The 12264-nt window shown below is 67.6% G+C and carries 10 protein-coding genes; 7 read left to right on the top strand and 3 right to left on the bottom strand.

The window, feature by feature from the left end; all coding sequences use genetic code 11:
• Positions 1–43: 43 nt before the first annotated feature.
• The gene (locus CMO28_RS19310) at positions 44–790 is read right to left on the bottom strand and encodes a TerB family tellurite resistance protein (protein WP_062763600.1); all 747 of its coding nucleotides are present in this window, start codon (positions 788–790) and stop codon (positions 44–46) included.
• 382 nt (positions 791–1172) lie between these two features.
• Between CMO28_RS19310 and CMO28_RS19305 the strand changes: the two genes are divergently transcribed.
• The 5 genes from CMO28_RS19305 (at position 1173) to CMO28_RS19285 (ending at position 8505) form a co-directional block, all read left to right on the top strand.
• On the top strand, positions 1173–2153 hold the full coding sequence (locus CMO28_RS19305; RefSeq protein WP_296715917.1) for a TRAP transporter substrate-binding protein: 981 nt from the start codon (positions 1173–1175) through the stop codon (positions 2151–2153).
• A 148-nt stretch (positions 2154–2301) separates the two neighbouring features.
• Positions 2302–2859, top strand: coding sequence for a TRAP transporter small permease (locus CMO28_RS19300; protein WP_062763602.1), 558 nt, complete (start codon positions 2302–2304; stop codon positions 2857–2859).
• Positions 2860–2878: 19 nt separating this feature from the next.
• Positions 2879–4189 carry a TRAP transporter large permease subunit gene (locus CMO28_RS19295; RefSeq protein ID WP_296715946.1) on the top strand — a complete coding sequence of 437 codons (1311 nt, stop codon included), beginning with the start codon at positions 2879–2881 and terminating at the stop codon, positions 4187–4189.
• A gap of 76 nt (positions 4190–4265) precedes the next feature.
• A complete protein-coding gene (locus CMO28_RS19290) occupies positions 4266–7907 on the top strand; it encodes a hydantoinase B/oxoprolinase family protein (protein WP_296715915.1) in 3642 nt (1213 codons plus the stop codon).
• A 10-nt stretch (positions 7908–7917) separates the two neighbouring features.
• Positions 7918–8505, top strand: a complete 588-nt coding sequence (locus CMO28_RS19285) for a winged helix DNA-binding protein (protein ID WP_062763604.1) — start codon at positions 7918–7920, stop codon at positions 8503–8505.
• Between the two features lie 73 nt (positions 8506–8578).
• Here the strand turns inward: CMO28_RS19285 and CMO28_RS19280 are convergent, their stop codons facing one another.
• Positions 8579–9346 (bottom strand): class I SAM-dependent methyltransferase, encoded by a 768-nt coding sequence (locus CMO28_RS19280; RefSeq protein ID WP_296715912.1) that lies wholly within the window; start codon positions 9344–9346, stop codon positions 8579–8581.
• A gap of 121 nt (positions 9347–9467) precedes the next feature.
• Positions 9468–10328 carry a class I SAM-dependent methyltransferase gene (locus CMO28_RS19275; protein ID WP_296715910.1) on the bottom strand — a complete coding sequence of 287 codons (861 nt, stop codon included), beginning with the start codon at positions 10326–10328 and terminating at the stop codon, positions 9468–9470.
• 260 nt (positions 10329–10588) lie between these two features.
• On the opposite strand from CMO28_RS19275, the gene CMO28_RS19270 reads away from it, so the two are divergent.
• Positions 10589–11452 carry a LysR family transcriptional regulator gene (locus CMO28_RS19270; protein WP_296715908.1) on the top strand — a complete coding sequence of 288 codons (864 nt, stop codon included), beginning with the start codon at positions 10589–10591 and terminating at the stop codon, positions 11450–11452.
• A 17-nt stretch (positions 11453–11469) separates the two neighbouring features.
• A complete protein-coding gene (locus CMO28_RS19265; protein ID WP_296715906.1) occupies positions 11470–12249 on the top strand; it encodes an HPP family protein in 780 nt (259 codons plus the stop codon).
• Positions 12250–12264 lie beyond the last annotated feature (15 nt).

Here is a 12264-nt window from a genome sequence, read left to right as displayed (position 1 = left end):
AGAGTGCGAGATAGTATCATTCTATTGAATTGTTCGCGTGGCGTTACCGCGCCCCGCGCAGCCTCAGGATTCTGTCATAGGCCTCGTTGATCGCCGCGATCTTGCGGGTGGCGATCTGGATCATCTCTTCGGGCAGGCCTTCGGCCACCAGGCGATCGGGGTGGTGTTCGCGGGCGAGGCGGCGATAGGCGGCCTTCACCTCGTCCATCGGGGCGTCACGCGAAATGCCCAGAATGGCATAGGGGTCGGCATCGCCTCCGGGTTCGATGCCGCGCATGGCCAGCAGCCGGTCGAGCACGGCGCGGTCCAGGCCGAACAGCCGGGCGACCTCGGCCAGGAAGCGGCGTTCCGCCTCGCCCACCTGGCCGTCGGCGCGGGCGATTTCCAGCAGGGCGTCGAGCAGTTCTTCCAGCACCGCCGGGCGGTCGTGGAACAGGGCCGCGATCTGACGGGCATAGGGCTCGAAGCCCTCGGCATCCTTTTTCGCCTCGTCGAAGATCTGCGCGACCCGGCCGACCTCGTGCTCCGGCACCGTGAAGACCCGGCGGAAGGCGGCGATCTCGTCGCGGGTGACCTGGCCGTCGGCCTTGGCCATCTTGGCGCCCAGCACGATCACCGCGATCGCGAAGGCCTGTTCGCGATGGGCGCGGTCCAGCGGCAGGGCCGTGGCTTCGCCGGCCTCGTTATAGCGATCCACCGCGTGCCCCATGACGGCACCGACCAGCGCGCCGATCGGGCCACCCATGGCGAAACCCGCCGCCCCACCGACGACCTTGCCCCAGAAACTCATCTGCGCCGGACCCCCGCGCCCTCTGCTGCGGCCACAGCGCGGCCCTGCTGCCGCGTTGCACCATGGGGTGGAGCAAACACCAATCGGCCCGCGCGCGCAAGGACACCCTGGGCCCCGCCCGACGATCACCCGGCAGGGCGGGGGCCGATCGTTTCGCCAAAGGGTTTCGCCCGAAAAAGATGAGACATTTTGCCGACGATTTATTGACATTTTATCGCTGAGACGCGATCGTTTCCGGGACGGGCGCTGCCGGGGAGGCGGCGCCGTCGGGTCCGAACCGGCCGGGTGCCCCCGCGCATCACCAGAGCCGAACGGATCGGGGTTTTACGGCAACACATGACGCGCCGGCGGCCGCCGGCCGCGTGAGGGGAGACGAGCAGAGATGTTCAGGACGTGGATCGGTGCGGCGCTGGTCGCCGGCATGGTCGGTTTCGGTGGTGCCGCGGCACAGGCGGCGGAAGCCTGGGACATGCCGATGGCCTATCCCGACGGCAACTTCCACACCAAACTCGGCCGCGAATTCGCCGAGAAGGTGAAGGCCGACACCAATGGCGACGTGGTGATCACCGTCCATGGCGGCGGCTCGCTGTTCAAGGGCGACGAAATCAAGCGCGCGGTCCAGCGCGGCACCGCGCCGATCGGCGAGCGGCTGATCTCGGCCCTGTCGAATGAAGACCCGCTCTTCGCGCTGGATGCCGTGCCCTTCCTCGCCACCGATTACGATCAGGCCTGGAAGCTTTATCAGGTGTCCAAGCCGGCGCTGACCGAGCGTCTGGCGAAAGAGAACCTGCACTTCCTCTATGCCATCGCCTGGCCGCCGCAGGGCATCTACGCCAACAAGGCGATCGAGAGCGCGGCCGACATGAAGGGCCTGAAGTTCCGCACCTACAACGCCACCATGGCCCGCCTGGCCGAGCTGCTGCAGATGGTGCCGACCCAGATCGAGGCGGCGGAGCTGTCGCAGGCGCTGGCCACCGGCACGGTCGAGGCGATGATCACCTCGGGCGCCACCGGCGTGGACAGCCAGGTGTGGGAGCAGGTGAAGTACTTCTACGACGTGCAGGCCTGGCTGCCCAAGAACATGGTGTTCGTGAACAAGCGCGCCTGGGACAAGCTGGACCCGAAGGCGCAGGAGGCGATCACCAAGGCCGCCGCCGAGATCGAGGCCAAGGGCTGGAAGATGAGCGAAGAGCTGGCCCAGGGCTACCTCAAGACCCTGGCCGAGCACGGCATGACCGTGTCCAAGCCCTCTGCCGCACTGGCCTCGGACATGGCCGCCATCGGCGAGAAGATGACCGGCGAATGGGAAGCGGGTGCCGGCGATGCCGGCAAGAAGATCATCGCCGAGTATCGCGCGAAGTGATCCTGCCGCCTGCGTGACCGGATGGAGGTGCGGGGTGATCCCGCCCCCGCCTCCGCCCCGCCCGCTGCGGAAGACGGCCGCCTCCCCCCGCCGGCCCGTCCCCGACCCGACGCCCGACGCCCGACGCCCGACGACGGTGGAGGCCCCAATGGCCCTCTCACGACCGGCCCATTCCGGGCTGGCCCTCTCGCGACTGCTCGACCGGATCTACGATGCCGCAGGCGTGCTCGCCGGCGTTGCGATGATCGCGATCGTCCTTATCATCCTGGCGCAGGTGGGTGCCCGCCTCGCCGCCTACCCCTTGCGCGGCGGTGCGCAGTTCGCAGGTTACGCCATGGCCGCCGCCACTTTCCTGGCCCTGCCCCATGCCTTCCGGCGCCACGCCCATATCCGCATCACCATTCTGCTGCAGGCCCTGCCGGATCGCGCCCGCCTCGTCCTCGACGTGATGGGGCTGACGGTCGCGACCGTGATCGGTTTCTGGTTCGCCTGGTGGTCTTACGACCTCGCCTATATCTCGTGGGAAATCGACGAGATCTCGCAGGGCGACGTCGCGGTGGCGATGTGGATCCCGCAGATCGTCATGGTCGTGGGCGGCGCGCTCTTCGCCCTTTCCCTGCTGCACACACTGATCGAGACGCTCGTCACCGGCCGGCCCTTCGTTCCCGAAGGCGAGACCGGGCTGGACGCGGCCGCGGATCGCTGAGACGGGACCTCGACCGATGATGGACCAGACCTATCAGCTGATCGTGCTGCTCGTGGCCCTGCTCGCCCTGCTCGGCGGCGGCATCTGGGTGGGACTCTCGCTCATGGGCGTCGCCTATATCGCCATGGCGCTGTTCAGCCCGCGGCCGATCGGCGAGGCGATGGCGATCAATGTCTGGACGGCCTCGTCCGGCTGGACCCTGACCGCCCTGCCGCTTTTCGTGTGGATGGGCGAGATCCTGTTCCGCACCAAGCTGTCCGAGAACCTGTTCAAGGGCCTGAGCCCCTGGATGCGCCCGCTGCCCGGCCGGCTGCTGCATGTCAACATCCTGGGCTGCGCGCTGTTCGCGGCGATTTCCGGCTCGTCCGCCGCCACCACCGCCACCGTCGGCCGGATGGCGCTGCCCGAGATGAGGCGCCGCGGCTATCCTGAAAAGATGATGATCGGCACGCTGGCCGGCGGCGGCACGCTGGGCCTGCTGATCCCGCCCTCGATCATCCTGATCGTCTATGGCGTCGCGGCCGAAGTGTCGATCGCCAAGCTGTTCATGGCCGGTATCCTGCCCGGCATCGTGCTCGCCAGCCTGTTCATGGGCTATATCGTGGTCTGGTCGCTGCTCCACCCCGACCAGATCCCCGCCGATGACGAGGCGCCGGGCTGGAGCCAGAAGTTCCGGGCGCTCGGCGAACTGCTGCCGGTGGTGGGGCTGATCGCCTTCGTGCTGGGCTCGATCTATACCGGCATCGCAACCGCCACCGAGGCCGCGGCCTTCGGCGTGATCGGCTCCTTCGCCGTCGCCGCGATCGGCCGGGATCTCACCTGGGCCAATTTCTCGGCCAGCCTGATGGGTGCCGTGCGCACCTCGTGCATGATTTCGCTGATCCTGGCCGGCTCCGCCTTCCTGACGCTCGCCATGGGCTTCACCGGCATCCCGCGGGCGCTGGCCGATCTGATCGCGAGCCTCAACCTCTCGCCGCTTCAGCTGATCGTGGCGCTGGCGCTGTTCTATATCGTGCTCGGCTGCTTCCTCGACGGCATCTCGGCGGTGGTGCTGACCATGGCCGTGGTCATGCCGATGATCACCCAGGCCGGCATCGACCTGATCTGGTTCGGCGTCTTCATCGTGATCGTGGTGGAAACCGCCCAGATCACGCCCCCGGTCGGCTTCAACCTCTTCGTGCTCCAGGGTATGACCGGACGCAGCATCACCTATGTCGCCCGGGTCGCCGCACCCATGTTCGCGGTGATGGTGGTGATGCTGATCCTGATCACGCTGGTGCCTGAAATCGTCACCCTTCTGCCCGGCGGCATGGTGCGGGGCGCGGGCTGACGCCCGCCCCTTACCCCTGCCCCGGCACGACCTTCCGTCCTCAACCCACCCCCGCGCATCGGATCGAGTTTCAACGATGACCGCTTCCGCTCCCCTCACCCGCGACGCCTGGCAGTTCTGGATCGATCGCGGCGGCACCTTCACCGACGTGGTGGCCCGCGCCCCCGGGGGCACGGTGCACACGATGAAACTGCTGTCCGAAAACCCCGAGCGCTATGACGATGCGGCGCTGGCCGCGATCCGCGCCTTCCTGGAGGTCGAGGCCGGTGCCGCGATCCCGGCCGAGCGGATCGCCGCGGTCAAGATGGGCACCACCGTCGCCACCAATGCGCTGCTGGAACGCAAGGGCGAGCGCACGGCGCTGGTCATCACCCGCGGCTTCCGCGATGCGTTGCGCATCGGCTATCAGAACCGCCCCGACATCTTCGCCCGCGAGATCACCCGCCCCGAACTGCTGTACGAGCGCGTGGTCGAGGTGAACGAACGTGTCGCCGCCGACGGCCGGGTGCTGGAGGCGCTGGACGAGGCCGCGGCCGAGGCCGCCCTGCGCGAGGTTTACGAGACCGGCATCCGCGCGGTCGCGATCGTGCTGATGCACGGCTATCGCTGGCATGATCACGAGCTGGCGCTGAAGGCGCTGGCGGCGAAGGTCGGCTTCACCCAGATTTCGGTCAGCCACGAGGCGAGCCCGCTGATGAAGCTGGTCGGCCGCGGCGACACCACGGTGGTCGATGCCTATCTGACCCCGATCCTGCGCCGCTATGTCGACAAGGTGGCAGGCGCGCTGGGCGGCGCACCGCTGATGTTCATGCGCTCCAATGGCGGCCTCACCGATGCCGATCTGTTCCAGGGCAAGGACAGCATCCTGTCGGGCCCGGCGGGTGGCGTGGTCGGTGCGGTGCGCACCGCCGCCATGGCCGGCTTCGACAAGCTGATCGGCTTCGACATGGGCGGCACCTCGACCGACGTGATGCATTTCGCGGGCGAGTATGAACGCGCCTTCGACACCGTGGTCGCCGGGGTGCGCATGCGCGCGCCGATGATGCGCATCCACACGGTGGCGGCGGGCGGCGGCTCGATCCTGGGCTTCGACGGCGCCCGCTTCCGGGTCGGCCCCGACAGCGCCGGCGCCAATCCCGGCCCCGCCTGCTATCGCCGCGGCGGCCCGCTGGCGGTGACCGACTGCAATGTGATGGTCGGCAAGGTCCGTCCGGAATACTTCCCGAAGATCTTCGGCCCCGAGGGCGACCAGCCGCTGGATGCCGGGGCGGTGCGCGCTGCTTTCGAGGCACTGGCCGACCGGATCGAGACCGCGACCGGCGAGCGCCGCGCGCCCGAGGCGATCGCCGACGGCTTCCTGAAGATCGCGGTCGACAACATGGCCAATGCGATCAAGCAGATTTCGGTCCAGCGCGGCTATGACGTCTCGTCCTATGTGCTCGCCTGCTTCGGCGGCGCCGGCGGCCAGCATGCCTGCCTGGTGGCCGATGCGCTGGGCATGACCCGGGTCTTCGTCCATCCGCTGGCCGGCGTGCTTTCGGCCTATGGCATGGGCCTGGCCGACATCCGGGCGATGCGCGAGCGCGCGGTGGAGCAGGAAATCTCGGCCAGGACGATCGCCGGGCTCGACGCCCTGCTGGCCGATCTCGCCGCCGAGACCACGGCCGAGTTGACCGGCCAGTCGATGCCGGAAGAGCGGATCACCGTCGCCCGCCGGCTGCATGTGAAATATCGCGGCAGCGACAGCACCATCTCGGTTGATCATGGCAGCGCCGACGAGATCGTCGCGCGGTTCGAGGATGCCCATCGCCAGCGCTTCGGCTTCGTGATGTCGGGCAAGCCGCTGGTGGTCGAGGCGGTCGAGGTGGAGGCGATCGGCGCCACCGACCAGCCCGAGGATCCGGTGCTGCCCGCCGCCCCGACCGGCCACAAGCTGACCGCCATGGCCGCCACCCGCTTCTATTCCGACGGCGAGTGGCACGAGGCGCCGGTCTATGACCGCGAGGTCATGCAGCCGGGCGACCGGGTGCAGGGCCCGGCGATCGTGATCGAGGCGACCGCCACCACCGTGGTCGAACACGGCTGGGCGGCCGAGCTGAACGAGCGCGGCCATCTGATCCTGACCCGCGTCATCCCCCGGCCCAAGCGGGTCGCGATCGGCACCGATGCCGATCCGGTGATGCTGGAGATCTTCAACAATCTGTTCATGTCGATCGCCGAGCAGATGGGCGCCACGCTCGAAAACACGGCGCATTCGGTGAACATCAAGGAGCGGCTGGACTTCTCCTGCGCGATCTTCGAAAGCGACGGCGCGCTGGTCGCCAATGCCCCGCATATGCCGGTGCATCTCGGCTCGATGGGCGAAAGCGTGCGGGCGGTGATCCGCAAGCATGGCAGCGCCATGAAGCCGGGCGACGTGTTCGTGCTGAACGCGCCCTATAACGGCGGCACCCATCTGCCCGACATCACCGTCATCCCCCCGGTCTTCGCCGAGGATGCGGCGGCGGGCGACGAGCCGCTGTTCTTCGTGGCCTCGCGCGGCCACCACGCCGATATCGGCGGCAAGACCCCGGGCTCGATGCCCGCCGACAGCCGCCATATCGACGAGGAAGGCGTGCTGATCGACGGCATCCGCCTGGTCGATCAGGGCCGGCTGCTGGAAGCGGAGATGCGCGACCTGCTGTCGTCGGGCAGCTATCCCTCGCGCAATCCGGATCAGAACATGGCCGATCTCAAGGCCCAGATCGCGGCCTGCGAAAAGGGCGTGACCGAGATCCGCCGCATGGTCCGCCAGTTCGGTCTGGATGTCGTGAAGGCCTATACCATCCATGTCCGCAAGAATGCCGAAGAGGCGGTGCGGCGCGCGATCGCGAAGCTCGACGGCGGCAGCTTCGCCTATGAGATGGATGACGGCGCGGTGGTGAAGGTGACCATCACCATCGACCGCGAGGCCCGCGAGGCGGTGGTCGATTTCGAGGGCACCTCCGCCCAGCGCGACAACAACTTCAACGCCCCCTCTGCCGTCTGCCGGGCCGCTGTGCTCTACAGTTTCCGCACCCTGGTCGACGACAAGATCCCGATGAATGACGGCTGTCTTGAGCCGATCCGCCTGCGCATCCCCGAAGGCTCGATGCTGAACCCGCTCTACCCGGCGGCGGTGGTGGCCGGCAATGTCGAGACCTCGCAGGTCGTGACCGATGCGATCTATGGTGCGCTCGGCGTGCAGGCGGCCGCCCAGGGCACGATGAACAACCTCACCTTCGGCAATGCCCGCCACCAGTATTACGAGACCATCTGCGGCGGCTCGGGCGCCGGGCCGGATTACGACGGCACTGACGCCGTCCACACCCATATGACCAATTCGCGCCTGACCGATCCCGAGGTGCTGGAATGGCGCTTCCCGGTGGTGCTGGAAGCCTTCGAGATCCGCGCGGGTTCGGGCGGGGCCGGCCGGCATCACGGCGGCAACGGCGCCCGCCGCCGGCTGCGCTTCGAGGAAGAGATGACCGTCTCCCTGCTCTCGAACCGCCGCCGGGTGGCGCCTTTCGGCCTTGCGGGTGGCGCCGATGGCGCGCCGGGCCGCAACTGGGTGGAACGCACCGACGGCAGCCGCGAAGACTTCGGGGCCTGCGCCACGGTCGAGATGACGCCCGGCGACGTGTTCGTGATCGAAACGCCCGGCGGCGGCGGCTATGGTGAGCCGCCCCAGGACAGATGAGACCCTCCCCATGACGACATCCGGCTCCAGCAAGGCGGCCCCCCGGGCCGCCGCCCTCCCCGACCCCGCCCTTCCCGCCGCAGCGCGGCCGGGGGGCGGGCGCGGGATCGTGAACTCCGCCCATCTGGTCTCCGACAAGAGCCCCGAACTGTCGGAGTTCGAGTTCGGCCTGATCATCGCCGCCCACGGCTTCCAACGCTGGATGACCCGGTGTATGGGGGCAGCCGGTCTGCGCGATCTGGGCCAGCTCGACGTGCTGGTGCTGCACACCGTCAACCACCGCGCCCGGCTGAAGAAGCTGGCCGATATCTGCTTCGTGCTGAACATCGAAGACAGCCACACCGTCGCCTACAGCCTGAAGAAGCTGCAGAAGGCGGGGCTGGTCTCGGCTGCCCGCAAGGGCAAGGAAGCGCTCTATGCCACCACCCCCGCGGGCGAGCAGGCCTGCCTGACCTATCGCGAGGTGCGGGAGCGCTGCCTGATCGACTCGCTCCACTCCCTCGGCCTCTCCAACCAGGAGATCGGGGATCTGGCCCAGCGCCTGCGCGCCCTGTCGGGCCTCTACGATCAGGCGGCCCGGGCGGCGACGTCGCTCTGACCGGGCGGGACCACCGGCGGTATCGGCTGGTGGTCCCCATCTGCCGTATGACGAGGCATTCAGCCCGTCATCGTCACGACGGGCGCCTGGCTTCGACACTGATGATCTCGTCGCCCTGACGGGGATGACGTCCGTACTGATAGTCGCCTGACATCACCACATCCTCAAAACCCAGGCTGCGCAACGCCAGGGACATCTCTTCGACACCCCACCATCGCAGCTTGAACAGATCGAGCTCGGTCCTGATCAGGCTTCCGGCCCGCCACTGTTCGTAGCGAAGGTGCGCGAGGGTGGTCTGCGCGACGTAATCGACATCGACCTGCTGCTCGGTGAGTGTCAGCAGATCCCCCTCCTCCGTCGCCCAGCTGCGAAGGGAACCGGACGGCCCAAGAAAACTGCCGATCGGATCCAGGTCCAGCATGAGTGCGCCGCCGGAACGCAGGTGATCGTAGAACCGCTTCAACACGGCAGTCGCGGATGCCACATCGGTGACCAGCTGAAACGATCCTACCGGGATGATGATGGCGGCAAAGCGCTCGTCGTAGGAAAATTCTTCAAATGTCTGTCGGGTCAGCTGCGGGGAAAGATTGCGCCTCCGGCACGCGTCCCGGCAATAGCCAAGCATCTCTTCGGACGCATCGAAGCCTTCGATCGGGACTCCGCTGTCCAGCAGCGGCACGAAAATGCGGCCATTGCCGACGCCGGGCTCCAGGATCGGGCCATCGCACCGTTCAAGACGCTGCCGATAGTATTCCAGGTCGCCGAAGGACCGGCCGACGGGCTTGTCCAGATTGTAGACCCAGGACGCAAGTTGCCCGTACCGATTTTGCATATCATTCATCCTGCACCGCTTCATCCGGCGACGTTTTAACAAAGATCTCAAGAGAGCCAGAACAGAGGCGTCGGCGATCCGCAGCGGCCACAGACTTTCGCATCGCTTCGATGAAGGGCCGCGAAGCGGGTCAAACCGCTTCGCGATGCCTGGCTGCAGAAAGGCCGTACATCAGCGGGATGCGCGGCATCTCCTTCGGCTGGGCCATCCGTCGTCCACCGATATCGCGCATGCCCTCGAACCCTCGCCATCCGTTGGCGTAGGGAAACTCGGCCATCCTTTCAATCGCCAGCCCTGCACGCACGAGGGCGGAGACGACTTCGCCGATCCCCCAGTAGAACTCGTACGAACGATGCGGATTGCGAAAGTCGACAACCCCGGTGTCGTGGTCTCCCGCCATCAGCCCGCCATCGGACCCGGCCACATAATCACCAACACCACTTTCCTCGACCGGGGCATCATTGAAGTAGTCGTAATGCAGCTGCCACTGCTCGTTGAACACCAGGGCGAAGGGGTGGAACTCCATGAACACGAACCGGCCCCCCGGCTTAAGAACACCGGCAATACCCTGCGCCCAGAGGTCGAGATCCGACAACCAGCAGATCGTCCCGTAAGAAGAGAAGACGCGGTCGAACAGGCGGTGATCGCCTGCGGCCTTCCCGAACCACGTAAACAGGTCCTCGCGCTCGAAACGCGCGGGAATACCGCTCTCCTCCGACAGCCGGCGGGCGAATGCTATGGCCTCGTCCGATATGTCGACACCGGTTACATCAGCACCAAGCCGTGCAAGACTCAGGCTGTCCTGGCCGGCATTGCACTGCAGGTGGAGCAGACTGAGGCCGGCAATGTCACCGAGGAAGTCGATTTCCTCGGGAAACAACGTGGAACCGCCGCGGCGGAAGAACCCGGCCTGGTCACCCTTGTGACTGTTGTGCGCGACAGTCGCAGCGTTCCAGGAAAGACGGTTGGCCTCGTGCAGATCCTTGCGCATCCGCGTCTCTGACGCCTCCAAGAAGTGACCCATCCAGAAACTCTAGTGATCCGTTTATTTCCTGCTTTTCCGCCGCACATGACGCCTTATTATTCAATGATATTCAAGCATTGACTTCAGAATCTCAGGACATGGGCCGGCAGGCGATCCGCACCGGCCCCCTGTAATACCAGCCCTGCGCCCACCCGTCTTGACAGGCCCATCTCGTTCTGAGACGTAATGCCCCGGTACGTTCTCAAAACAAGATGATCCCGTCCGCTATGGATCTCGTCTCCCTCGACATCTTCCGCACCGTTGCCGAAGAGGGCAGCGTTACCGGCGCCGCCCGGCGGCTGGATCGGGTGCAGTCCAACGTCACCACGCGGCTGCGCCAGCTGGAAGCCGATCTGGGGGTGGCGCTGTTCAGCCGCGACGGTCGGCGCATGACGCTCACCCATGAAGGCCGGGTGCTGCTGGACTATGCCCATCGCCTGCAATCGCTGGTGGCAGAGGCCCGCGCGGCGCTGGTGCCGGGGACCGAGCGGCTACGGCTCGGCACCATGGAGAGCACGGCGGCGAGCCGGCTGCCCGGGCCGCTGGCACGGTTTCGCGCCGCCCGCCCCGATGCAATGATCGAACTGGTGACCGGGGCCACCGATGCGCTGGTCGAAGATGTGCTGGGCCACCGGCTGGATTGTGCGCTGGTCGCCCGGCCGCCGCTGCAGCTGGCGACCGACGACCCCCTGCCCCATCCGGAGCTGGCCGAACGCGCGGTGGTCACCGAAGAGCTGCTGGTGGTGGGACCTGGCGGCGCAGACGACGACCGGCCGCCCGCCGCGCTCGCGGTGCTGGAGCCCGGCTGCACCTATCGCCGGATCGCCGAAAGCCTGCTGGTCCGGCCGGCGGCCGCCCGGGGCCGGGTGGTGCGGGTGCAGCAGCTGAATTCCTATCACGCGGTCATGGCCTGCGTGGCGGCCGGCACCGCGTCGGGCGTGATGCCGCGGTCGGTCTTCGATCTGCTGAAGGCGCCAGAGGGCGTGCGGATCCAGAGCCTGGGGCCGGTGGAAACGGTGCTGGTCGCGCGGCGCGACTATCGCAGCGCCGGCTTCGAAACGCTGGCCGCCCTGCTGGCCGGGGTGGCCTGATGACCGCATCTCCACGCATGTCGTCATCATCCCGCCGCAGCCGTGGCCTGAAGCGCCGCCTGAAGGCGCGCCGGCGCCTGGCCGCGCGGATCTTCACCCCCATCCTGCCCGGCGCCACCGTCCGCGCGCGGGCGATCGGCGCCATGGGCGCGCTGACGGCGGTTGCCGTCACCAGCCTGGTCGCCCATTGGATCCTGGGGCCGGGCTGGCATCTGCCGGTGCTGGTCGCCCCGACCGGCGCCTCGGCGGTGCTGCTCTTCGTGCTGCCGTCCAGCCCGATGGCACAGCCCTGGCCGATCGTCGGCGGCACGGTCATCTCGGCCCTGGTCGGCATCGCCACCGCCCGGCTGGTGCCGGATGCGACGCTTGCCGCGGGGCTGGCGGTCGCCGCTGCCATCGGCATGATGTCGGTGCTGCGCTGCCTGCACCCGCCGGGCGGCGCGGTTGCCCTCTCGGCCGTGCTGGGCGGCCCCACGATCACCGAAACCGGCTTCGCCTATGCCTTCGTGCCGCTGGGGCTGAATGCACTGATCCTGGTGGCGACCGGCTTCCTGTTCCATCGCCTGTCGGGCCAGCACTGGCCGCTTCGCTCCACGCAATCGGCGACCCAGCCGGTCGGCGCGCGCCGCTTCACCCCGGAAGACATTGCCGGTGCGGTCGACGACATGGGCACGGCGGTCGACATCAGCCGCGAGGATCTGGAAACCCTGATCCGCCGCATCGAGGCCCGCGCCGCCAGCCGCCTGGCCCGCGAAAGCCGCACCCGCCGCCACCATCATCGCCACCGCCCGTCCTGATAGACGAGGCGGCAA

Origin of the sequence: Tistrella sp. (assembly GCF_002684955.1) — a bacterium.
Classification (GTDB): domain Bacteria; phylum Pseudomonadota; class Alphaproteobacteria; order Tistrellales; family Tistrellaceae; genus Tistrella; species Tistrella mobilis.
This window is presented reverse-complemented; position numbering and strand designations above follow the sequence as displayed.